The sequence below is a fragment of the Dechloromonas sp. TW-R-39-2 genome, assembly GCF_016864195.1.
Classification (GTDB): domain Bacteria; phylum Pseudomonadota; class Gammaproteobacteria; order Burkholderiales; family Rhodocyclaceae; genus Azonexus.
The window spans coordinates 3,287,445-3,309,898 of record NZ_CP045202.1; the positions used below are offsets into that span (position 1 = coordinate 3,287,445).

The following is a 22,454-nucleotide window of genomic DNA, read 5'->3' on the forward strand; positions in this document are numbered from 1 at the left end:
ATCTTGACGCTCTCCTTTGGCAGTCTGGCGTTCAACCACCGAAGGAAATGTCATGCACCTTGTTCTCAGTGATGAATTATCGCTTCACCAAGAGGTGATTTATGCGCCGACACCAAACGCAGCCATTGCCTTGCTGGCTACTGGAACCGTTACCCAGATCAGCTTTGTGGGTGATTGGCTAGATCGGCACGATCCTGATATGGCCGTTGTTCACTTTCTCGACCAAGCGGTTCGGACTGCGGCGATACCGATGGTCACTTGGGCAATCCTGGGCGAGCATCACGCCACTCAGGGTATCTTGCTGGAACTTGTCAAATATTGTCAGCAACGCGGTGCTGAACGTCCCCTCGCCCTTGAAGTGCAAGATCATGCCATTCGGTGTGGCTTGAATACAGAACAGACATTCGAGCAATTCAACTTCACACCAGACAACGCCGCTGCCTTTGGCTACGCAACCCTTGCCAGCCTCTCTCAAAGCCCGGAGCGCAATCCACTTCTCATCATGGGGCCATCAGGTAGCGGAAAATCCCACCTATTAAATGCCATCGGCCTGGGGCGCTTGCGCTACGAACCAGTCGCTCAAATTTTGCGAATTCCGGCATCCGCATTTTTGTCCCCCCAGACACTCGACCGCCGCTTGGTCACCATGGATTTACTCCTCATCGACGACCTGCAGGATCTTGCTGGGCACAATGTGGCGCAAGACGTAATGCGTACTGTGGGAGAAACACTGAGAATACGAGGGCGTCAGATCGTCTTGAGCAGCCATTCGGCTGCCAACGAACTCCCGAATATGAATAGCCGTATGCTCGATTATTTGGCAAAAGGTGCCGCGGTGACTTGCCACGTCAATAGCGGTTCCGCTCTTGGGCAATTGTCTTGTTTCGCTATCGAATCACGCAAACGGTATCTAAAGCAGCAAGCACAGGCCACTGATGTGCCGCTCGTTGATGATGTAGCAGCCTTCTTTGCGGCCCAACCCACCCTGAGCATTCGCGACTTACCCAACGTACTTCGGAGTCTCCAGGCTCATGCTATTTTTCACCAGCGTCCAGCTAACATAGCACTCGCCAAGGAGGTTCTCCGCGTCTGGTTTGCACGAGTCTCACCAGAAAAGGATTAAGGCCAGGATTTGCTCAGATCGCGTGGTTTCCAGCGTTGAGCACACTGATCGAGAATGTCTTCTGCGCGGTCATCCTCGATTCCCTCATCGGTGAGCAGATCAATGATTTCTCCATCCTCGACATTCATAAAGGTATCGTACTCGGAGTTATTGGCTCGCCTAGCCAGCGTGGTAATTGCATTTTGATAGCAAGCGAACTCATGCTCGGTCGGTTCACCAAATTCCCGTATCGCCTCCTTGACTTCTTCGCCGGATTGCCTGCTTTCAAGGGCTTCAATGTCCTCGTCCAAGATTCCCATTATCTACTCCATATCGCTATTCGTTCCGAAATCATAACGCCGCCATGATGGAAATGTGGGCGTCACTGGAAAGGTTCGGATCGACTACCGCACCGTAGATCACCAGTGCCTCAGAATCGCTGACCAGGGCATTCATGTCTTGCATAACCTCGTTGATTCGGCGTATCGGTTCGTTGCTGGACTTTAGTTGGATAGCAACGAATACACCTTTAGCCTGCCACAGCCGCTCAGCACCGAGAGAATTGTGAGCCGTAGCCGCAGATAATGCCGTTCTCAACCCGGCTTCTCCATTGCCTTCGCCGTTACCGAATCCGACCACCCCTTGTCCCTGCGCCAATGCTGCATGAAAATCCTCGAAATCAACACCAATCAGACCTTGCTGGCTAAGAATGGAACTGCTGGCGCTATACAAACGCTCGAAATCGCTGCTGACTCTCCCCAGAACTGTGTCGAGCGTTTCATCATCGTCGTCTGTTACGTAGGCCTCATTGGGTAACTCAATCGAGACTGCGACACGGCGCGTGATTGAATTCAGTCCGGCGCGAGCGATTTGATTTCGGCGCTCACCTTCAAACTCAAAAGGGGTCACCGACGCTGCGATCACTGGGATACCTAAATCCTTGACGGCATCGGCCACTATTGGTGCAATGCCAGTGCCGGCGTTACCGCCCAAGCTGCTCAGCAGCCAGATCAGATCCAGGCCATCCAACGCATCACGGATTTCCGATTGAGCGGCCTTAGCCTGCACACGAAGTAGCTTGGAATCTGTGATCTTGTCTGCTGACTGGCCTACTCTGACAGAACGATCTGCCTTCGTGCGATGAAGGACGAAGGGGCTGGTGTCTATTGCCACACTGCGCTCAAGGTAAGGCAAATTCCCTTGTGAATTTCGCAACATGCCACAGGCCCCACTACCTGCCGCCACGATGCCGATTTTCGGGAAATCAGTATCTGAAGCATCGCCCATGTCGGTGAAATTAGCCGGACTATCCCTAGCAATGAGCGGCCATTGACCGACACCCACCGTGTTTAAAATTGCTGCTGCGGGCATAGCTGTGGATGCACCCGCTGACAGTGCCAGTATTTTCAAAAACTCTCGACGGTTCATCGTTGCCTCGAATAGTGGTTATTACGGCATCCACTATTCCGCAGCACTAAGCCCAAATACGTCGCAGTAAAGAACAACCTTTCATCTGGCTCATTCATGAGTAATGTTAGCCAGCCACAGCCATCGGAAGCCCATCCCAATCGGTGGTGTAGCTCGGCGATAGTCGCTGTCGCTTCATCCTCCAAGCCTTCTCAATACCCTCAGCCGCTGAGCGTAATGTGCCTCGACCCCACCGCTGGTTGATTACGTCGAGCGTTTCCATCAACCGCTGGCCTCGATCATTCTCAGGATCGACAAACAGCGATGCTTGTACCATGGCCTTGGGCCGCAGTTCGCTCAACATCACCCCGGCCTTCTGGTAGCCATAGCCAGGGCGATAAATTCGCCGCAGGACTTTCAATGCCCAATTGACCAGCACTCGGGTATCAGCAGTCGCCTCGGGCAAGGGAATGGTCATCGAGCATTGATATTGCGGCTCCTTGGGGCTGAACGGGTTGGTGCGAATGAATACCATCAATGCACCGGCCAGTGAGGCTTGCTTTCGCAGCTTCTCGGCAGCCCTGGCTACATAACTGGCGACGACTTCCTCAAGCTGATCGCGGTCATAAACGTACTGACCGAAGGATCGGCTGCACATGATTTGCTGCTTATCCGGGGCAACCTCTTCCAGGTCGAGGCAGGACACGCCCCGTAATTCCCGAACCGTTCTTTCCAGCACGACCGAGAACTTCGAGCGAATCACCTCAGGGTCGGCCTCTCGAAGCTGCAACACCGTGGTGATGCCCATATCGGCAAGGCGAGCATCAATCTTTCTGCCAACACCCCAGACCTCTCCAACCTCAATATTGGCAAACAGTTGGCTAAGTTGCGATTCAGTCATGGTCGTGAAATCACACACGCCAGCGGAGCCAGCCAAGCCTTTTTTCGCGCAGTGGTTCGCCAACTTCGCCAAGGTCTTGCTCGGCGCAATGCCGACACACACGGCCAGGCCCAGCCACTGTTGAATGCGCTGCCGGATTTCCTGACCGTATTCGATCAGGTCACGGTGAAAACCGCTGAGGTCCAGAAAGCTTTCGTCGATGCTGTACACCTCCAGGTTTGGGGTGAACTGAGCGAGAACTTCGACGACACGGTTGCTCATGTCGGCATACAGGGCGTAATTCGACGAGAAGGCGACGATGCCGTACCGCTTGGCTTCCTTCTGAATTTTGAACCAGGGAACGCCCATCGGGATGCCCAAGGCTTTAACTTCAGCACTCCGCGCAACGACACAGCCATCGTTGTTCGATAGCACCACCACCGGCTTCGATGCCAACTTCGGATCGAACAGTTTTTCGCAACTGGCGTAAAAATTGTTGCAATCGACCAACGCGAAAACCGGCATCGCTACCCCAGCCGCTTGAACTTGCCGATCACCACCCCCCAGATCACCAATTCCATGTCGCCACGAATGTCGATGGTCGGGTAGGCTGGGTTTTCAGCAACCAACGCGACGCGACCATTGCGGTGATGCAATCGCTTCACCAGGCGCTCACCATCGACGAAGGCAATCACGATGTGACCGTGTATGGCCTTAATGCTGCGATCCACGACCAAAATATCACCGTCGAAGATCTCCGCTCCTTGCATCGAATCGCCCTGCACCGGGAAGAAGAAGGTGCTGACCGGGTTGCGAACCAGATACTCGTTAATGTCGAGCCGCTTATCTTCGTAGTCAGCAGCAGGACTTGGAAACCCCGCAGACACCTTGGCGGCACCGAGCGGAATGAATACACGCGGGGGGTCGATGGCTGGCAACCAATCTAGGCTTGCCTGAGCAGCCTCAAGCATGAGCTTCAACACCCTCGGCAGACACCTGAACTTCAGCTTGAGCATGGTCGTCCATCAACAGGACGTGCTCGCACTCGGGACAAACCAGGCACACGCGATCACCGAGCGTTGCCGTTTCCAAATCAGCGGCGTTCAGTGGGGAATGACAAAACGGGCAGACGATACGAATCATGGCGGCCTCCTCTTAATACTGTATTTTTATACAGCATTCAAAAGAGGGCAATACTGTATGCGAACGAGCTAATCACTCACAGTATTTGTTAGGCAAAATCTCCCCTAACCTCTGACAATCCGCACAATTTTAGAAGTAGCACCCTCCCTCCAGACTCGATTGGAGTATCCGTCGCTAGGTTCTTCCTCCCACGCACCCTCATCCTTAAGCCATCTAATGGCAAACGGGTTTCCCTTCGAGGCAAATCGCTCCAACGACGAGCGTACCCCTGCGTAGTCCTGGTCTGCTCGATGCAAACGCCGAAGCTGAGTCTCGACAAGGCGACAGTGTATGTAGCGAAGCCAAACCGTCTCAAGATCGTTTTCAGAAACTGCTTCACCTCTGCAAACACTGACGAAATGCTGCTCAAACTCATTTTTCGGAGCCAACTTCGCGTTATGCAGTGCGCGGAGCCAAGGACCATATTTTTTCAGCTTCTCCCTATCTCCATCTGAAAATTCGCAGCCTGCCTTAATGCGTGTCCAACATTTTTTGTATTTCTCTGGCCGTTTTGGATTAACGAATTTCACAACCTGCTCCCCCTATTGATGAGCCAATCCCAAGGCTGCCTACCTCAGTAAAGCACCGGAAGTTTGCGAGGTATCAACCAAGTCACGCAACTCCTTCCCCGCTTTAAAGTGCGGTACGAATTTGCCACGGACAGCTACCTTTTCACCAGTCTTAGGGTTTCTGCCTGTGCGCGGAGGTCGATAGTTCAAGGCAAATGAGCCAAAACCACGAATTTCGACGCGATTTCCTGCAGCTAATGCCGTCGCAATCGCGCCAAGAATCTCGGTCACGGCCATTTCAGCATCTTTCTGCATCAGTTGTGGGAAACGCTGGGCCAGCGCAGCATTCAGTTCGGATCGGGTCATCCTTAAATTTTACTTTAGCCCTTCATGGTCGGATCATCACGGTGAGAAATCGCAGGCCGCAGACCACCGTACAGCAGCAGGCGGATCTAAGTTTCCGAGCAGACACCAGCGTCATCCCTTCTATGCCTTAAGTGAAGTCTAAAGTTGCGAAAATGCAGGGAGGGTAATGTTGTAAACTGCATCGTCCCGTTATGTCGACGGAGTTTATTGTTGGAGAACACGCTGTGCGACTTGAGCCTAATTCATATTCCATCGCTGAAATTCGAGACATGCTTGCCCGTCGCGAGCTTGTAGTTAACCGGAATTATCAGCGCGGTTCAGGTCTATGGCCTTCGACGGCTCGAAGTTATTTTATTGATACGATTCTGACGGGTTTCCCGTTCCCAAAATTGTATTTTTATGAGCAGCTTGATTCCCGTAAGAAGGTTATCAAGGAAATAGTTGATGGTCAGCAGCGTATAACTTCGATCATCGACTTCCTTCAGGACAAGTTCAAGCTGACATCTGTTTCGGAGAAATATGCAGGACACTGCTTTTCCGATTTGGATGAGGATGTGCAAGATGAATTTCTAATGGCAAAAGTTCCGGCAGACATCATCAGAAATGCGGGTGAAGCCGAAATTCTTGAAATGTTTCGGCGAATGAATGCTTATACCTTGCCGTTGAATGAGGCAGAGAAACGCCACTCAATATATATGGGTAATTTCAAGTGGTTTGTGAACTCTGTTTTAGATCGAATATCGCCGACGATTCTTTCCTTCGGCATTTTGACAAACCGCCAACTCGTTCGCATGGAAGATTCAGAATTGGTTGCTGACATGGTGTTGGCGCTGGAGCAAGGTGTTGTTAGCACCAGTAATGCGAAGCTGAACAAGCTGTACGAGAAGTATGACAAATCGTTTGATAAAACAGATGTCTACATGCAGTACTTGGATGAGGTTTTCTCATTCATTGGGACTAGTCTAGGAGAGCTTCGTGGAACCTTCCTCTTCAAGTCCTATATCGTTCATTCTCTCTTCTGTGCGCTGATACACAACAAGTATGGAATCCCCGGCTTCGAGGAGTCGACTGGATTGCCGCCGATTGGGCAGTTCGTATTGAACATTGATGACGCTCGCCAGCAATTACAGGCGCTCGCTATGGCTCACGAGGGGAAAGAAATTGATGGCCCATTCCGCGACTATGTATTAGCCACACAAGCAACAACGCGGGAAAATTCTCGCATGGTGCGTGTGAGGATGTTGGTTCAGGCTTTGCGCGGCCAGCTTTAATTTTGTTTGGTTAGTGCCTGGCTATGAATCTTGAACAAATCGAAAAGAAGCTATTGGCGCGACTGGAGCGCATTGGGGAACATGTTTTAAATTTTGCGGTTTCTGCTGATCTCAACCGGACAGGCGAGAAAGAGTGGATGCATCTAGAAGGTTTGGTTTCTTCGCTATGGCAATCATGGGGGCATTTTTGTCGTGACGTTGTTATGTTTTCGGCTACAGGTTGTACAACGGCATCAGGCAACGTTCTCGCTCCCTCTGTTGCACCCGCTAGGTGGGAGCGTGTTTCCTACATCGCTAAACAGACAAGAGGCAGTGGAAGTCCAATCCTGGCGGGGAGAACCAATTCCACACTACGCCTTGAACCAACTTGGGGGGATGTTGGCGTACTGGCGACAGTGATACCGGCTGCAAACCCTGTCAATAGAAGCCAACTTCTCTCAGCATTTGGTCTTGGAGTACAGGTAAGTCACCTGCAGACAGTTCGTAACGCTGCTGCTCATCGGAATGGTGAGACGATGCGGAATGTATTGGCTATAGCTCACCTATATAACCTTCCTCGCCCACCTCGTCATCCAATCGAAGCTTTGTACTGGGTGGATGTTGCGTCAGGCGACTACGCAATTGAGGCATGGGCGGACGAAATGCGGAAGATTGCTAGTGTTGCGGTTCAGTAGCGGGCGTGTCCGGAATCCTGCGGAAAGCAGTCATTAGAAATCGTATTAAGGAAATACCGCTATGGACGACAAGCTTGGAATTGCCTGTCAGGTCGGTATCAAAGTGAACCAGTCATTCCAGTGACGGCAGTAGATGCTTGAATTTCAGCAAAAGCTATTTGCTCAGCGGCATGACGCTCGTAGCCTGCATCGAACTCCAGAATTCCTGCCCGTTCATCGAATGCTTCTTGAAGTACGGGGTCTTGAAAAAACACAGGTAATGGACGTTCCGGCAGCGGTATTGTCCTTTCCTTGGCTACTGCCAGTGGCGTCGGCTTCGAGCCCCAGAATGAACCAACCAGTCGCTGCTGTACCCTCTCACATAGCTGATCGAAGAAATTTTCGGTTTCGGCATCTCTGAAAAACTCCCAGCATCTGGCTTTAGGGTTGAAGCGCCCTCCATGCTCACGTGCAAGCGATTTAGTTGCTGCAAAAACCTCATCTGATGCGTACCCATGCACCTTCAGCGAAACACGCTCGAAGTTCCTGCCGATACGAACAGTACAACCACCAACAGGAATCTTCAGGGCATCAATGTCGCGCACTCGGCGAAGGAACTCCTCCCTGCGCTTTTGGGCTGCTTCTGCCGCTTCGAGTTGAGCCAACAGGATCGTTTCCTCTGCCAGCCTTCTGGCGCGAACATCAGCCTCAATCTCCTGCAGTGCTCGAATTGCCTCCCGGTCTGCAGCGTGACAAAGCCAGGAGGTGTAGTCCGCAGTATCGAACAGGCGAACTTCAAGGGCGCTCAGTATTTGATCCTGGGGCAGCAAACCAATGTCGTTTACGTCGATTTCGAGTACTGAATACCCTTGCACCTCCAACCAAGCGGCCTTTTCAGGCTCAACGGCGTGAGTGTTGAGCACTTCTATTGCCAGTGGCAAGCCGTTTAGTGTCGCAAGCACATCTGGTCGGAAAGTCGTACCTGGCTCTGCTGGAATGGTGATTGTTTTCTCAACTTGGCAATCTTCCAAGGGATGCAACCCCGGCTGCTGCACATCGGTGCAAATAGTCTCCGACCAAACTCTTCGCTTTCCATGGATTTCCTTCGATTTCTCCCTGTGAGGAAGATAAATTGAGCCACGCTCAGCGATTAATTGTTTTGCCATGTAGTGAATCGCCGCCTCAGCAGCAACCTGGCACTGGGTTTCGCTATCGTGAGCAAAGTGCCAAATTCGGATTTCGCCCTGTCGCGCTTGAAGCCGTGTTCCACAGGCAATACAAACACAGTCACAGCCACGACCATTCGCCACCTCGCGGGCTGTAACCATTCGCTGCGTCGGCACGTGCCAACCAAATGGAATAACATGCTTGCCGTTGCTTTCTTTGCTCATTCTGCTCAACCTCCTGATGTAACAGGGGCCAAGCTAGGCTTGAGCAGCGTATTTCTGCAGTCAGAAAGGGTAAGTTGAGGGTCAGTTTATGGTGAGTAATAACCTTACAGATCAATTGATTGATGAAAATTCTGATGATGAGAATATCAGCCATCTCAAGCAACTCGCCGAAATACTAATCGCAGCGATCCCGGAAGATAGGCGGCAGATTTGGGCAGGCAAGATCATGGTTTACCTAGCTCAGGAGGCCCTTCGTTCTGCATCCCAGGAAAACAGATCACTGCGAGTCAGCACCAAGGCAATCCATACCGATCTGGCTGGCAATCCAAACCTGGAGCCATCTCAATGGCTAAGTCCAATCTGGAAAGAGATAGAAACCCGTTATCTGCCTGAGATCGAGCCTGTTCTCATCGAATTGAGCCGGAAAGCGGGGCTGGATACCTACCCCATCGTGCAGAAGGAGAATGGCAAACCGGCGTATTACCGATTGGCATCCCGGCCATTACCCGGTACCCCAGGCAATGAAATGACTCAGACCATGCCTGCGCTCCTTCCTCAGGCTGGTGGTATTTATTACAAGCGCGACTTGTCACTGAAACTTTCCACCTTCGGCCAGTTTCTTTTTGCTGACGGTCTGAAATGGACGCCCTCGAAGCGGTATGGCTACCTCACGTGGCAGCTCCTATTCCTGATTTTCGCCGTTTGCTTTGAATTCTTGATATGGCTGGTGCTTTGGTATCGGACGCAGCCTATAACCGGCCAAGACCTGTTGCTCTTTGCCCTCGGGATTGGCTTTCCTTGGGTTGCTCACCGCTACTTCAGCGGTATTTTTCAGCTATTCGAGGATCGAATCGTGATTGCACCCGACTGGGCACTAGCCTGGAAGGAGTTCGGGGCGACCATCGAAATCAACCGAGCCAGAGACACCGATACACCGAGTACGATTCATGTCAGCCGATATTCTGCGACATGCCCAGTCTGTGGATGGATGGTCAAGCTGGAGCGGGGAGAAACTACCCATCCCAAGCGGATCGTCGGACGTTGCGAAGAAAACCCGCGAGAACATGTGTTTTCGTTTGATCGTGCGACCAAGCAAGGAGTGCGTTTGGTATGAAGACAGTTACGCTGTGCCGTTCAACACAGGAATTCGTCATATTTAGGCCAGAAATCGCCTTGAAACACATGAAAACCTCATGCGTCATCTACAATTGCTGCTCTTCGGGTGACTGCACCTGAACAAGATGCCCTTATCTCGCGGCCAGTACTGTCCTGTCCTTCGCCAGAACGCAGAAGAAGTGAACTGGACGCTGCAAACTCAAGAAAAAACGAAGGCAAAAAGCCTCGCAAGAACGTATTTGGAGCCGTTGTGTCACGACTAACAGACCTTATCGCGCAGGCGAAAGCCAAAGACCCCCTGCTTGGTGCCGACCTAGATCGTGAGTTCAAGGTGCTATCGTCCCGCCTACCATTCGGTTTGAACTTCGAGCGCCATAGCCCGGAAGCGGTCGAGCTTCCTCAACGTCCGATCCGCAAGGGTGACAAGGTACGAGTTCTGCCCGAACGCGTTTCAACAAAGAAGGGCGATCAACGCCTATGGCAAGTGAAGGCCATCCATAAATTAGATGGTGGCAAGGTCGCCGACCTCGAATTGTTGGGTGCAGCAGAAGCAGAAACAAAAACCGAGAGACTGGCTGATTTAGTCGTAGTTTCGGAGTTTCGGGATACCATTTATCCTGGATTGGTAAGTACGGGCAGGGTTGAGCGTGGTGGCGATAAGCCGTTCCATACCGTCATCAACGGAGAGAATTACCACGTCCTCAAAGCATTGACTTACACCCACCGCGGCAAGGTGGATGCAATCTACATCGACCCACCGTACAACACAGGCGCAAAGGATTGGAAATACAACAACGATTACGTTGAAGGTGACGACCTCTACCGGCACAGTAAATGGCTGGCGATGATGGAGCGACGTTTGTTGTCGGCCAAACAGTTATTGAACCCTGTTGAGTCAGTGTTGATCGTCACCATCGACGAAAAGGAATATCTACGGCTTGGGCTACTTTTGGAACAGATATTCCCAGAAGCAGCAATCGAGATGATTACGTCCGTAATAAGTGCCAAAGGCGTGGCGCGATTTGGGCAATTCTCCCGCGTTGAGGAATTTATTTACTTTGTGCGGATTGGTAATTGCAAGGTCCAGCTTGGTGAGCAGAACATGTTGGACGACTCACGGTCAGCAACCGCCCAAATTGGACAAGAAATTGAATGGCTTGGTCTACGACGGCGTGAACCGACAGCCAAGCGAGGTGCTCGTCCAAACCAGTTCTATCCGATTTTTGTGAATATCGAGTCAGGCCACATCCACTCTATTGGTGAACCAATAGCCGACGATATTGACCGATCACTTATAGCAGCACCGATTGGTACATTTGCTGTCTGGCCTTTGAGGCCCAATGGGGGAGAAGGGCTTTGGGGGATTACCCCAGAAACAGCTAAACGATACCTTAGAGATGGTTTCATCCGCTCACGCAACCCCAAGCCAGAGAAGGAACAAGCGGCAATTCACTATCTACCGAGTGGGACCGTTAAAGCTATACAGGACGGGCGAATTGATGTTGTCGGGCGTGATCCAGATGGGGCAGTGCAGGCAATTCACAAGGAACGCAAAGGGGTAATCCCGAAGCGAGTGTGGAACATGGACTCGCATAATGCAGAAACCGGCGGCTCTCTTATCGTTTCGCGGCTACTCCCTGATCGCCGCTTCCCGTTTCCCAAATCTCTGTATGCAGTAGAGGACTCTCTACGGTTTTTTGTTGGGGACAAACCCAGTGCCGTCATCCTTGATTTTTTTGCTGGTTCGGGCACCACGGCTCATGCAGTGATGCGTTTGAACCGTCAGGATGAGGGGCATCGTCAGTGCATCTCCGTCACCAACAATGAAGTTGCTGCCGATGAGCAGAAGTCCCTCCAAGAGCGCGGTTTCCGACCTGGCGATCCTGATTGGGAAATGTTGGGCATCTGTGATTACATCACCAAACCCCGCGTTAACGCCGCCATAAGTGGGAAAACCCCAGACGGTCACCCAATAAAGGGCGATTACAAGTTCACCGATGAATTTCCGATGGCCGAAGGGTTCGCGGAAAATGCCGAATTTTTCACTCTGACTTACGAGACACCAATCGCTGTAAGCCACAACCGAGCATTCTCTCGTGTTGCTCCCTTGCTGTGGATGAAAGCTGGTAGTCGTGGTCGGCGCATCGACAAACTTCCCGAATCAGGATGGGAGGTTTCCGACGCCTATGGTTTGCTGGTAGACGTGGATTTTGCAGCGCCATTTATTTCGGCAGTTACTCAGTCGAATGAGTTGGTAGTGGCATATATCGTCACTGACGATGATCGCCGCTTCCAGTCGATTGCCCGTCGCCTGCCTAATGGTGTCGAGCCTGTACGCCTGTATGAGTCTTACCTGACCAACTTCAGTTTTGCCAACGGGGAATAAGGGATGAAGTTCACACTGAAGGACTACCAAACCGATGCAGTACGCGATGCTTTGGTGAACTTGAAAAAGGCCCGGAAACGCTGGCACGAAGATAACGACAAACACGCCTTTTCACTGACTGCAGTTACCGGTGCAGGTAAAACGGTGATGGCGGCCGCCACGTTTGAGGCACTTTTCCATGGCGATGACGAATTTGACTTTGATGCCGACCCCGGCGCAGTTGTCATCTGGTTTAGTGATGACCCTTCTCTCAACGAGCAGACACGATTCCGCCTAATCGAGGCATCAGACCGCATTCAGCACACAGATTTGGTAGTGGTTGAGCATCCCTTCAGTCGAGCCAAATTTGAAGCCAAGAAGATTTACTTCCTCAATACGCAAAAGCTTGGCAAAAACAGCTTGCTGGTGCGTGGTTTTGATGGCGAAGACTTGGTTACTCAGACACGCCCTGATGCTCAAGCTTTTACGATTTGGGACACGATCCGCAACACGATTGAGGACTCCGATCTGACCTTGTACCTGGTACTTGATGAAGCACACCGAGGGATGGGCAACCCAAGCAAAGCCTCAGAGAGTGCCAAGAGCACCATTGTGCAGCGACTTATCAATGGTCTAGGAGGAATCCCAGGCATCCCCGTTGTGTGGGGTATTTCAGCCACGGTTGAACGCTTCAAAAAGGCAATGGAGGGAGCGCAAAAACGCATTACATTGCCTGATGTTGTTGTTGATTCTACTAAGGTTCAGGAGTCAGGTCTCATCAAGGACACCATCATCCTCGACATTCCGGACGAGGTTGGAGATTTTGATACCGTACTGGTTCGCCGTGCGACCGACAAGCTTAAAGCGGTTTCGGAAGCATGGTCGGAGTATGCCAAGCAGCAGGACGACTCCCATCAAGTTATTCCATTGATGGTGCTACAAGTTCCGAATACGCCAGACCCTAATGATATTGGTCGTGCTTTGGATACCATTTATCAGCAGTGGCCGGAGCTTCCAGGTGGTTGCATCGCCCACGTATTCGGAGAACACACTACACAACAATTCGGCAATCGCAACGTCCCGTACATATCGCCTGAGCGCGTCCAAGAATCAACCTGGGTGCGTATCCTGATTGCCAAAGACGCCATCAGCACTGGCTGGGACTGCCCACGAGCCGAAGTCATGGTTTCTTTCCGCTCCGCTGTAGATCGCACCCACATTACTCAGCTAATGGGCCGTATGGTTCGCTCCCCTTTAGCTCGTCGTATCCCAGGGAATGAACGCCTCAACTCAGTAGATTGCCTGTTGCCCAAGTTCGACGTAAAAACGGTGACGCAGGTCGTCGACGCCCTGATGAAGGGCGATGACACATCACCACCACCTAGCGGGCGAGTACTGATTAACCCGGTTGAAATGAAGCCCAATCCTGCCGCTACGCCGGAAGTTTGGGAGAAGTTTGAGGCGCTTCCTTCTCAAACCCGACCGCAGCGCGGTGCCAAGCCTGCTAAACGCTTAACGGCGCTGGCCCATGAATTGGCTGTTGATGGAATATTGGCGGGTGCAGGAAAAATTGCTCATGCTGAAATGCACAACGCACTCGATACGATTCAAGACAAACTGAAGGCTGTCATCGAGCAAAAGCGCAATGCTGTCGTAACCGTTGATGGTAAGTCTGTAGTCGCTGATCTGAAGGGTAAAACGAAAACCTTCAACGAGTTTCTCGAAGCTGCTGACATGGCGGTAATTAATGATGCCTTCCGTCGAGCGGCCCGTATTTTTAGCCCTGACATTTCGCGTACTTACGTTGACGCTCTCGCGTACCGTGCAGCAGATCCCGATGACGAAGATGAATTCGATGCGGCCCTCGTCGATGGTCGTGTTTCCGTTGCTGCGCTGGGTTTGGTCACGGAAGCTCAGCTACATTTCGATGCCGAAGCTGATAGGTTAGCCAAGCGTTGGTTGGAGGAGTACGGCCCGATCATTAAGAAACTGTCCCATGACCGGCAAGAGTCATATCGCCAGATTAGGGAGATGAGCACGGAGCCGCAGGATGTAGATTTGGTGAAGCCCGATGCGAAGTATGAGCCCACAAAAGCTCGGGAAAATGATGTTGAAACTTCACTGCCGACGTACAAGAATCACCTGTTGTGCGATGCTTCAGGCAACTACCCCGCAGAACTGAATGCGTGGGAGGAAAAAGTTGTCGTGACCGAGATGAAGCGCGATGGATTCAGCTTCTGGTATCGCAATCCTCAACAACCAGGGCAATCATCTCTCGGTATTGCCTATCTGTCCGGCGAGCAATACGGCATTATTCGTCCCGACTTCATCTTCTTCGCCAGCCTGGCCGATGGAACGATAGTGGCTGACATTGTCGATCCTCACGGCTTACATCTGGCAGATGCCCTCCCCAAGCTGCAAGGACTTGCTTTGTACGCTGAAAAACACGCCACGGTATTTCGTCGGTTAGAGTCCGTTGCGGAAGCTCATGGGAAACTTCGTGTGCTTGACCTGATGAACGAGGCAGTTCGTAAGGCAATTGCCGAAGCAAAAGATGCAACTAGCCTCTTTGCTGGAATGTTGGCAAGCGACTATCAGTAAAGGCAAAAATGAGTAGAAAAATGGCCGGTTATCCCGGCCATTTTTTATATCTCAACCTGATCCATCGGGTGGCTTTGCAACATCAGAGCTTTGATGCGAGCCAAGCCCTGATGAATTTCGGAGCGTAATTTTGTCGCTTCTGAATCACCATCCGTATCAGCCTGCAGCGACCACTCACAGAAGCAGATCATTTTTTCCACGCGGTCTGTTGGCATTTGCGCTTTCGACAAGCCAGACTCAATGATCGGAACCAGCCCCCCCGCAGCACGTAGGCGGTTCAAAGCTTTGATGTGTTCATCTGCTACAGTCATGCCGATATTTTAACGCCCTCGGATTTATCCACGAACAACAAGCTTCATGGCATCAGTGAGAACGTTCAGATCTCTTTTCCTCCCCGTTGTATTGGTCGTTTTTTCCAAATACTGCGTAGCCTCATCGCCGCTGACCCATTTCACTGCAGCAGTTTCGGGGTCGTCCTCGGCGACAAAGCCTGATCCATCAGGGCCTCGCATGATGAAGTAGCGGTTGATGGTTGTTCCACCCACGTAATCGCCAGGCAGGATGCCTACTATCGTTGCATCAACGCCTGTTTCTTCCTTCACCTCACGCAATGCGGTTTGCTCGGGTGTTTCACCTGGATCAGGACGCCCCTTGGGGAAGGTCCAAACATAGCCGTCGTAGTGATTTTTCGGCTCGCGCAACAGCACATTGCCTTTGCTATCGAAAACGACGCCTCCATAGGCCACTTTCTTGCCTGCAGGAACGGGATTACTCCAGTTCAACAGCTTCTTCGGTTCCTCTTCTGGCATGTCGTACAAGGCTGACCACACCTTGCCATAGCGATGAGCACGTGATTTCCCTTGGTGCTTGGCGACCGCATCCTTGAAATTGTCGTAGTCAATGTCCAAGGCGATTTTGCTGAGGGCTTCAGCGAATTTGACATGAGACACGGTAGCCCGCCAAGGGTAGTCCGTCCCGGCTTTGGCAATGGTTGGAGATAGATCGGGAAGGTATTTTTCCCGAAGATTATCCAGATCGTTGCGAACCCGAGCCCTGATCGTGATGAAGTCGGTACCGGGCTTTTGAACGGCACTAAAAAATCCGATGGTAGTGAACAGCCACATATTTTTATCCTCCCTGAATTATTGAGTCTTCTCACACACAACACCGTCCGCAGAAATCAGTTCAGGCTCGTTTTCGTCAGCCTCTGACTGGTCAAAATTGGGGAAATCGCATTGCCGACACAGCACTGCAAACTCTTCATCTGATTGGACGGAACAACTCTTGAGCCATGGCTTTGATTCCAGTGTGATCTGCATCAACGCATAGATGACATAAGCCTGTCGGCGATCAACAGGGGCACCACAACGGCAACAGTCGCTGACCACATCGAATAGGGGGTAGGTTTGTGTCAGCTTCAACTGCTCGATGATGGTCGGCTGGTGCTTCTGCCAACACTCCTGGCTACAAAATGCGTAGCCATCATCAGAACCAAGAACCGCTGCCCTGGGCATCTCGCCCAAGAATGTCATGACCTCAATTCGCCGATCCAGGAGCACTCGCTGCTCTCCAAGAATGGCTTGGCAGTGCGAACAGCGATCCATCTTTAAGCCGCCAATCGTTGAATTTCGAGCACCGTTGCATTTAGCCGACGGGCTACAGGGCTATGCCGCTCACTGAAAATCCTGCCCAGTTCTCGGTAGTACCACAGCGTTTCCTCCTTGCTGGCCGAGAAACGCTCAAAAACGGTTTGCCCGACAGCCGGGTCAAGCAAGTCATCAAGAATAGCTCTGGCGTTGTAGAGCTTGTCGGCCGCAGAGACCAACAGGGCGTCAGTAGCCGTAGCCCCGAGGTGATCCAGATATTTTTCCTTGCGCTGTCGCCAGGGCGCTTTCACCCCGTTTTCATCAGGGATGCCATCAGTGCAGGCTTCAACCATCGACAGTACCCGCTCACCGAATTGCTCACGAATAGGCTCGATGAATTGGGGGCCACCATCTTCGATCACGTCGTGCAGTAATCCAGCAATCGCCTGCTCCTCATCGCCACCAAATTCCAGTACCAAGGAGGCAACGCCGAGTGGGTGAGCGATGTAGGGAGTGTTACTTCCCTTGCGGACCTGCCTGGCGTGGGCGACCGCTGCCATATTGACCGCTGCTGCGAATTTTTCAGTCAGCATCAGGTTTCCTTTCAGCTTCATTTTGCTTTTGCCAAGCAGAGTGCTCGCTGCTCGGTGTCCGAAATGGTGTAGCAGTTGGCCGGTTCACCGCCGAGTTCTGCTTTGCAGCGTGTTCTCAGCGCGTAATCGGCAATCGCCGTGCAATCCGTCTGCCTTCCTGACTCCAGTGCTTTGCAGTAGGCCCGTTGGTCGGGATTGGTAATCATCAGACAAGATGCGGCGGCAAGCAGGATCGTGGCCGTCATCGAATTTCCTCCTTGTGTTGCCAGTATTCGGAAGGCAGTATGACAGCTAATAGGCTCATACGATGAGCCCAGGAGAACAGATGAGCCAGACGGAACGCTTTTACAAAATCGACCAGTTGCTTCAGTCCAACAAGGTCATGTCGCGCCAGCAACTACTCGATGCCCTGCAAATCTCCTGGGCTACGTTGAAGCGTGACCTGGCGTTTCTCAAGGAGCGTTTCAATGCACCGATTGTTTATGATCGTGATGCAGGCGGCTATCGTTTCAGCACACCAAATACTGGCCCAGCGTATGAATTACCCGGCCTGTGGTTTAGTGCCGAGGAAACCTGTGCACTCCTGACCATGCACAGCCTCTTGGCTGAATTGGAGCCCGGATTACTCACGCCGCATGTCCAGCCCTTGCTTTCCCGCCTGGAGGCGATCTTGGGCAGGGATCAACAATCATTCAATCAGGTGACTCAACGGATTCGCTTGGTACGCACAGGCATCCGGCGTAAAGGCAGCAAATACTTCAGCCTGATTTCGAGGGCACTGCTTGAGCGAAAGCAGATCAAGGTTCTGCACTATTCGAGGGAAAAAGATGAACGCATGGATCGGCTGCTATCACCTCAACGCCTCGTTTTTTACCGAAACAACTGGTATCTGGAAGCTTGGTGCCATGCTCGGCAAGCACTTCGCCGGTTCTCTGTTGATGCGTTTGAAACGGTAGAACTACTTGGTCAAGATACCGAAGACGTTAGTCACGATGACCTGATCGAGCAGTTCGATGCAGGGTATGGCATCTATGGTGGCAAGGATGTTCAAATCGCCGTACTTCGGTTTTCTGAAGCGTCGAGTCGGTGGGTGGCTGATGAGGAGTGGCACCCTAATCAGGCTGGGACACTTGATCCCGATGGCACCTACACGCTGCGAGTGCCCTTCTCTGATAGCAGGGAAATCGCCATGGATATTCTCCGCTTGGGGCACCATGTGGAAGTCATTGAACCTGCATTCCTCAGAAATGAAGTTCAGGCCGAAATAGCGCGAATATCTTCGGTGTACGCCAAGAAATAGATTAACAGACTGATTTCAAACGATAAGTTGACAAATCGAGTGCGTTGGCGCTAAGCTGAAAACGCACATCGCTGTCACCGGACGCCTTCGCAAAGGCGCTTCCTACCCCCAGCCGACCTGTCGGCATCCCCCCTCAAACAAGCCGTATCACCGACTTTCAACCGTGAGCCATACCGCTCAGGCCTAGTCACGCCGGTTGGTTTGACCGTTTCATTTCCTTCGCTTCAATCAATGTCGCTCGTCGGCAGGGAACAGCATGTGCTGGTGGTTCGCACGAATTTCAGTTTGGCGACGGTCATTCGTGCGAACCGTGTGATGAAGGTCAATCCACCACAAGGAGAAGCTACCATGGCTGCCATTTGCCATCCCAGCTTTATCAATCGCCGACCGGAGAAAACACTTTTCCCGCTCGGTAAAACATACGCCACACCCGGTGCTGTAGCCCTACTTCAAGAACTGGATCTATCCCCATTCGAGTTCATTGCTCGGCACTGGCAGGGGGATTGGGGCAACCTTGACCCTGAGGACGTTCAAGCCAATTCAGCCGCGTTGCGTTATGGCTACCGTGTGCTGTCTAGCTACGAAATCGGTTCTGGTCAGAAACTTTGGATCATCACCGAAGCAGATCGGTCAGCGACCACGCTTTTACTTCCTGAGGAGTACTAGCCATGACAATCGCAGACAAACTTCGTGATAACCACGTTCAAGCCGCTGCTGTTCAACAAGCTGGTCGCAATGGCAGGCGTGTCATTCGTCGTCTAGCTGATGATGGTGTACCACCTATTGCCGTCGAACAGGTGCCGATGGTCATCGAGCAATTGCCGCCACCAGCATCTGTGCCACGGTCGACTGCTCACAGTGCCATCACGGTTTCACCACTCGACCTACCTGCCGACCAGTTTTCAGCTGGATTACTACGACGAAAGCAAAACCGTGAACTGCTGATGGAATGGCTACGGTCAGCATTGGTGGAGGGTATCGACTATGGCCGCATTCATGTGGTCAGCAAGGATCGTTGCAGTTTTGCCAAGCAAGGCCGGGTCAAAGATTGTGGCGATCTCAACCACTGGTCGAAGCCATCGCTGTTTAAACCAGGTGCTGAAAAAATCACTGGCATGTTGGGCATGACCACGCACTTTCCTTCGTTGCGGCAGTACGAGGAAGCCGTGCTCAACAAGTCCGAAATCAGCACCATCGTCATGCGTTGCGAATTGAGGGATGCCCAAGGTCGCATCGTAGCGGAAGGCGTGGGTGCGCGAAATCTCAGCCAGGATTACGGCGATATCAACAAAAGCCTCAAAATGGTCGAGAAAAGCGCCCATATCGACGCCACACTGAGGCTCGCCGGACTTTCCGAAGTGTTCACACAGGACATAGAGGACAAGCTGGTGGTCGAGGAGTCACCGTCACCAGCGTTGCAACCGAATGCTGCAAATCCTGCAACGAACGCAACCGCTGCAACGGATTCAATTATCAATCGTGAAGAACTGACGGCACTGCGACAACGCATTGCCCGGTACGGCTTCACCGAAAAACGAGTGCTGGCCTGGTTGTACAAAACCACAAAGGGTAATGTTACTCAGCTTGATGATCTTTCCGGCAAACAATGTGACACGCTGTTGAAGCGCCTCGATAGCTGGGCAGAAGCTGAGAAAACGTTTGCCAACGGCAAGGGAGGCCATGATGAATAAGCCCCTCTACAAATTGGCTGACGAATACCTGGCCATTGCCAAAGCCATGGTCGACCAGGAACTGCCCGACGAAGTTATTGCCGATACGCTCGAAGGTGCCTCCGGTGAAATTGAGGAGAAAGCGTGGAACGTTGCCGCCATGATTCTCCAATTCGAGGGGGAAACCGACATGGTTCGTGCTGCTGAAAAACGCATGACCGCCAGACGCAAAAGCCTCGAAAACCGAGTCGAATGGATGCGGCAGTACTTGTTGTCGAATTTATTGGTCACTGGCATCAGCGAAGTGTCATCGCCTGAGTTCGTGGTCAAAGTATGCGACTGCCCGCCACGAGCGGTACTCGATGATGAGGATGCGATTCCCAACACCTTCAAGGTCGAGGAAACCATCATCAGCGTTCGTAAAGACGAAGTTCGCAAAGCCATGCTCGATGGCGAAATCATCCCCGGCGCTCACCTTGAGCGTGGTCAGCGACTGTCCATCAAGTAGCGGTAGCAATCCCACAACAATTCAGAAGACCAAGGTGCCATTCGTGGTGCCGAGGCCTTCTATCGTCCGGAGAAATCAAATTGAGCCACATTTACCGATGGCACAAGAGACTCAAAACCACCTTGGAAGGCCCCATGGTGGATGATGCGCCATTGCATTTGCAGCAAAGCGATCTTGACGGGGCTTGCGGTCAGCACTGCATGATTATGGCCCTCATGATCCTGGGTCTAGTTCGGCGCAAGGAGTTGGGGATCAGCAAAGCCAACCGAAAAAATGCCTTGGGTAGTTTCTGGCGATCTGCGTTGCCTTACTACTTCAAAGGCAGCAAACCGCATCGGTTAGCATCGTTCCTGGCCCCCTATCAGAATCACGTGTCGTGCACGGTCATCGACAAGCACCCGGCAAACGATGTGGCAGCGACACTGTATGGCGATGGCCTGTGCATCGTCGGCATTCAGAACCCCGCGCTTACCTTGGACCACTGGGCACTGGCTGTCGGCATCGGCAAACGTGAAGGCAAAACCGAGGAGAAGTTATTGCTGCTCGATCCGGCCATTCCGCCACTACCGATGCTGCCTTGGAACGCGACCATCACGCTCAACACCAACCGACGGGGTTGGCATCGTTATGAGTCAGCCAATGCCGCCATGAAAGTGCTGCTGTGTGATGCCCTGTGCTTGATACCAAGGCCCAGTGAAGCTGCAACTGCTTTCGATTAACCAACCATTTCCCAAAAGATCACTTGAAACATTCGGCCAGCCATCGTGCTGGCCGATTCCTTTTCTGGAGCACGAAAAATGAAGAAGCCAATCGAACTGACTGATGATGAATTCACTAAGCTGGCAATTGCCGTTGCAGGCCTGCCATTCATACGGCCAACAAAATGGGAAACCGACTACCTTGAAGATGTGATGCACACCGTGCTGAATTTCCATATTCAGGAGCCAGTAGTCATCAATGCGCTGAACTTCTTTCAGTTGCAAGTGCAAAAACAGCACAGCATCAACGACCACCACCAGTTGAAAGCCTTGCTTGCCAAGTTTCCCAATGACCGAGATGGGAACGAGGCTGCCGCACTTTTCCTTTGGTCGAACCGGCACTGGACACGCATCGAACTATTACGCCGACTGCTCGATTTCTTTGAGTCGATAGGCGTTACCGACCAACCTAGCCTTCATACCTGGATCAAGACAGCCACGTTCGATGCCGATTTCAAGGGAAAAGTGAAAGGATTGGGCATCGCGGTTTGGGAATGGCTTCGCATCCGGTGCGGTATCGACTCGATAAAACCGGACATTTGGGTCATCAACTTCGCCAAGCGTGTGGTCGGCAAACGTATTTCCGAAAAAGCACTGGTCGACACATTCGGCAGGATCTCACCGCTGGTGGGTGAATCCTTGAGCACCATCGACGTGACAATTTGGTACTACGAGAAGCTGGCAATGGCGACTGACGACAATCCTGAGCTTCGTCTGATAGCCTGGAACATGCTGAAAAACGAACTGGAAGCCAAGCTCAGGGAGGAAGTACTGCGAGAGTTCAACTGGCAACTGATCCTCGACGAGCGGCAACGACTTCGCTTCGAGCAAGCTGGGTTGATGATCCTGCCGGATCGTTCGTTGTTTGGTGAAGCCGCACCAGGAACAACGTCGGCCTGTATTCGCCAATCTTCGTGGGAGAAAGGCCTACAGCTTGAAATGCTGATTCAGCACGAAACTTCCTTGCCCCTGCCATTGTCTCAGAAGCTTCAGCAAAGCTTGGCTGAGCAGCACTGGGAGGCGTCAAACGAACCGTACTTTTCTGCCAGCCTCGATTTTCAGGAGGACATGAAGATGACGCCAGCGATGACAATTGCGGAATTGAGCGGGTGGGTATCAGCGATGGTTGAAAAAGCATTGCCGGGCCTGTCGCAGTGCGACACCAACTCAACCACGGCTATATCAACCTAAGAAAT

The 22,454-nt window shown here is 52.1% G+C and carries 25 protein-coding genes; 12 read left to right on the top strand and 13 right to left on the bottom strand.

Annotation, left to right across the window (positions count from 1 at the left end; translation table 11 throughout):
* Nucleotides 1-52 precede the first annotated feature (52 nt).
* On the top strand, nt 53-1,123 hold the full coding sequence (locus tag GBK02_RS15975; protein ID WP_203467583.1) for a DnaA ATPase domain-containing protein: 1,071 nt from the start codon (nt 53-55) through the stop codon (nt 1,121-1,123).
* On the opposite strand, the gene GBK02_RS15980 is transcribed toward GBK02_RS15975, so the two are convergent.
* From GBK02_RS15980 to GBK02_RS16010, 7 genes are all read right to left on the bottom strand, one after another.
* Nucleotides 1,120-1,422 (bottom strand): hypothetical protein, encoded by a 303-nt coding sequence (locus GBK02_RS15980; RefSeq protein ID WP_203467584.1) that lies wholly within the window; start codon nt 1,420-1,422, stop codon nt 1,120-1,122. The genes GBK02_RS15975 and GBK02_RS15980 overlap by 4 nt on opposite strands.
* A 31-nt stretch (nt 1,423-1,453) precedes the next feature.
* Nucleotides 1,454-2,530, bottom strand: a complete 1,077-nt coding sequence (locus tag GBK02_RS15985) for a hypothetical protein (protein WP_203467585.1) — start codon at nt 2,528-2,530, stop codon at nt 1,454-1,456.
* Nucleotides 2,531-2,636: 106 nt separating this feature from the next.
* Nucleotides 2,637-3,914 (bottom strand): Y-family DNA polymerase, encoded by a 1,278-nt coding sequence (locus tag GBK02_RS15990; protein WP_203467586.1) that lies wholly within the window; start codon nt 3,912-3,914, stop codon nt 2,637-2,639.
* 2 nt (nt 3,915-3,916) lie between these two features.
* Nucleotides 3,917-4,360, bottom strand: coding sequence for a LexA family transcriptional regulator (locus GBK02_RS15995; RefSeq protein WP_203467587.1), 444 nt, complete (start codon nt 4,358-4,360; stop codon nt 3,917-3,919).
* Complete coding sequence (locus tag GBK02_RS16000; protein ID WP_203467588.1) at nt 4,353-4,532, bottom strand: hypothetical protein; 180 nt, start codon at nt 4,530-4,532, stop codon at nt 4,353-4,355. Before GBK02_RS16000 ends, GBK02_RS15995 begins: the two co-directional genes overlap by 8 nt.
* A gap of 104 nt (nt 4,533-4,636) precedes the next feature.
* Nucleotides 4,637-5,101 carry a DUF413 domain-containing protein gene (gene maoP / locus GBK02_RS17095; RefSeq protein ID WP_203467589.1) on the bottom strand — a complete coding sequence of 155 codons (465 nt, stop codon included), beginning with the start codon at nt 5,099-5,101 and terminating at the stop codon, nt 4,637-4,639.
* A 39-nt stretch (nt 5,102-5,140) separates the two neighbouring features.
* Complete coding sequence (locus tag GBK02_RS16010) at nt 5,141-5,446, bottom strand: integration host factor subunit beta (protein ID WP_203467590.1); 306 nt, start codon at nt 5,444-5,446, stop codon at nt 5,141-5,143.
* Nucleotides 5,447-5,715: 269 nt separating this feature from the next.
* Here GBK02_RS16010 and GBK02_RS16015 point away from each other — a divergent pair, with 269 nt between their 5' ends.
* Nucleotides 5,716-6,717, top strand: a complete 1,002-nt coding sequence (locus tag GBK02_RS16015; protein WP_203467591.1) for a DUF262 domain-containing protein — start codon at nt 5,716-5,718, stop codon at nt 6,715-6,717.
* Nucleotides 6,718-6,740: 23 nt separating this feature from the next.
* A complete protein-coding gene (locus GBK02_RS16020) occupies nt 6,741-7,391 on the top strand; it encodes a hypothetical protein (RefSeq protein WP_203467592.1) in 651 nt (216 codons plus the stop codon).
* A 98-nt stretch (nt 7,392-7,489) separates the two neighbouring features.
* On the opposite strand, the gene GBK02_RS16025 is transcribed toward GBK02_RS16020, so the two are convergent.
* Entirely contained in the window at nt 7,490-8,761 is a 1,272-nt protein-coding gene (locus GBK02_RS16025; protein ID WP_203467593.1) for a competence protein CoiA family protein, read from the bottom strand.
* An 88-nt stretch (nt 8,762-8,849) separates the two neighbouring features.
* Here GBK02_RS16025 and GBK02_RS16030 point away from each other — a divergent pair, with 88 nt between their 5' ends.
* The 3 genes from GBK02_RS16030 (at nt 8,850) to GBK02_RS16040 (ending at nt 14,843) form a co-directional block, all read left to right on the top strand.
* The gene (locus GBK02_RS16030) at nt 8,850-9,875 is read left to right on the top strand and encodes a hypothetical protein (RefSeq protein WP_203467594.1); all 1,026 of its coding nucleotides are present in this window, start codon (nt 8,850-8,852) and stop codon (nt 9,873-9,875) included.
* Nucleotides 9,876-9,983: 108 nt separating this feature from the next.
* A complete protein-coding gene (locus tag GBK02_RS16035) occupies nt 9,984-12,263 on the top strand; it encodes a site-specific DNA-methyltransferase (RefSeq protein ID WP_203467595.1) in 2,280 nt (759 codons plus the stop codon).
* Between the two features lie 3 nt (nt 12,264-12,266).
* The gene (locus GBK02_RS16040; protein ID WP_203467596.1) at nt 12,267-14,843 is read left to right on the top strand and encodes a DEAD/DEAH box helicase; all 2,577 of its coding nucleotides are present in this window, start codon (nt 12,267-12,269) and stop codon (nt 14,841-14,843) included.
* Nucleotides 14,844-14,887: 44 nt separating this feature from the next.
* On the opposite strand, the gene GBK02_RS16045 is transcribed toward GBK02_RS16040, so the two are convergent.
* The 5 genes from GBK02_RS16045 to GBK02_RS16065 all read right to left on the bottom strand — a co-directional run bounded on the left by GBK02_RS16045 (nt 14,888) and on the right by GBK02_RS16065 (nt 17,267).
* The gene (locus GBK02_RS16045) at nt 14,888-15,154 is read right to left on the bottom strand and encodes a hypothetical protein (protein ID WP_203467597.1); all 267 of its coding nucleotides are present in this window, start codon (nt 15,152-15,154) and stop codon (nt 14,888-14,890) included.
* A gap of 24 nt (nt 15,155-15,178) precedes the next feature.
* Nucleotides 15,179-15,967 carry an NUDIX domain-containing protein gene (locus GBK02_RS16050; RefSeq protein ID WP_203467598.1) on the bottom strand — a complete coding sequence of 263 codons (789 nt, stop codon included), beginning with the start codon at nt 15,965-15,967 and terminating at the stop codon, nt 15,179-15,181.
* Between the two features lie 18 nt (nt 15,968-15,985).
* The gene (locus GBK02_RS16055; RefSeq protein WP_203467599.1) at nt 15,986-16,375 is read right to left on the bottom strand and encodes a hypothetical protein; all 390 of its coding nucleotides are present in this window, start codon (nt 16,373-16,375) and stop codon (nt 15,986-15,988) included.
* Nucleotides 16,376-16,449: 74 nt separating this feature from the next.
* Nucleotides 16,450-17,043, bottom strand: a complete 594-nt coding sequence (locus GBK02_RS16060) for an HD domain-containing protein (RefSeq protein ID WP_239003081.1) — start codon at nt 17,041-17,043, stop codon at nt 16,450-16,452.
* The gene (locus GBK02_RS16065; RefSeq protein ID WP_203467600.1) at nt 17,040-17,267 is read right to left on the bottom strand and encodes a hypothetical protein; all 228 of its coding nucleotides are present in this window, start codon (nt 17,265-17,267) and stop codon (nt 17,040-17,042) included. The genes GBK02_RS16060 and GBK02_RS16065 overlap by 4 nt, the downstream gene beginning before the upstream one ends.
* 80 nt (nt 17,268-17,347) lie before the next feature.
* Between GBK02_RS16065 and GBK02_RS16070 the strand changes: the two genes are divergently transcribed.
* The 6 genes from GBK02_RS16070 (at nt 17,348) to GBK02_RS16095 (ending at nt 22,449) form a co-directional block, all read left to right on the top strand.
* Nucleotides 17,348-18,322 (top strand): YafY family protein, encoded by a 975-nt coding sequence (locus tag GBK02_RS16070; protein ID WP_203467601.1) that lies wholly within the window; start codon nt 17,348-17,350, stop codon nt 18,320-18,322.
* A gap of 231 nt (nt 18,323-18,553) precedes the next feature.
* Nucleotides 18,554-18,988 (top strand): hypothetical protein, encoded by a 435-nt coding sequence (locus GBK02_RS16075; RefSeq protein WP_239003082.1) that lies wholly within the window; start codon nt 18,554-18,556, stop codon nt 18,986-18,988.
* A 2-nt stretch (nt 18,989-18,990) separates the two neighbouring features.
* The gene (locus GBK02_RS16080) at nt 18,991-20,013 is read left to right on the top strand and encodes a hypothetical protein (protein ID WP_203467602.1); all 1,023 of its coding nucleotides are present in this window, start codon (nt 18,991-18,993) and stop codon (nt 20,011-20,013) included.
* Complete coding sequence (locus GBK02_RS16085; protein ID WP_203467603.1) at nt 20,003-20,500, top strand: siphovirus Gp157 family protein; 498 nt, start codon at nt 20,003-20,005, stop codon at nt 20,498-20,500. The genes GBK02_RS16080 and GBK02_RS16085 overlap by 11 nt, the downstream gene beginning before the upstream one ends.
* A gap of 80 nt (nt 20,501-20,580) precedes the next feature.
* Nucleotides 20,581-21,219, top strand: a complete 639-nt coding sequence (locus GBK02_RS16090) for a hypothetical protein (RefSeq protein ID WP_203467604.1) — start codon at nt 20,581-20,583, stop codon at nt 21,217-21,219.
* A gap of 78 nt (nt 21,220-21,297) precedes the next feature.
* Complete coding sequence (locus GBK02_RS16095) at nt 21,298-22,449, top strand: hypothetical protein (protein WP_203467605.1); 1,152 nt, start codon at nt 21,298-21,300, stop codon at nt 22,447-22,449.
* Nucleotides 22,450-22,454 lie beyond the last annotated feature (5 nt).